Source organism: Paraburkholderia sp. BR10954 (assembly GCF_040965775.1).
Lineage (GTDB): Bacteria > Pseudomonadota > Gammaproteobacteria > Burkholderiales > Burkholderiaceae > Paraburkholderia > Paraburkholderia youngii.
In genome coordinates this window covers 1-396 of sequence record NZ_JBFRCK010000239.1, presented here as the reverse complement: position 1 = coordinate 396, position 396 = coordinate 1, and the positions used below count along the sequence as shown (strand labels likewise).

The 396-nt window shown below is 64.4% G+C and carries 1 pseudogene; it reads right to left on the bottom strand.

The window, feature by feature from the left end:
* A pseudogene (locus AB4Y34_RS42050) lies at nucleotides 1-396 on the bottom strand (EmrB/QacA family drug resistance transporter); the annotation flags it as partial.

Genomic DNA, 396 nt, shown 5'->3' with positions numbered 1-396 from the left:
AATGTCCGCCGGCGGCTGCCGCGCCCGCGGCTCCACCCCTGGTCGGTTTCGTGACCCAGATCAGCGGGATGATGACCAAAAAGATCACCGCCGAAATCCAGAAGATGTCGTTCAGGCCCAGCATCGTGGCCTGCGCGTTCAGTGAGGCCTCGTAAAACGCCGTGGCCTTGGGAACGCTCGTGTCCAGCGCCGCCTGCAGGTGCGCGATCGCGCCGGTGAAACCAGGGTTCTCGACGCTGGTTTGCTCGGCAAGTCGCGCATGGTGCAGGATCGTACGGTCGTTCCATGCATTGCTCATCAGCGAGGTGCCCACCGCGCCCGCGAAAATCCGCACGAAGTTGGACAGACCCGCCGCCGCCGGAATCTCCTCCGGCTTCAGGCCCGACAGGATGATCG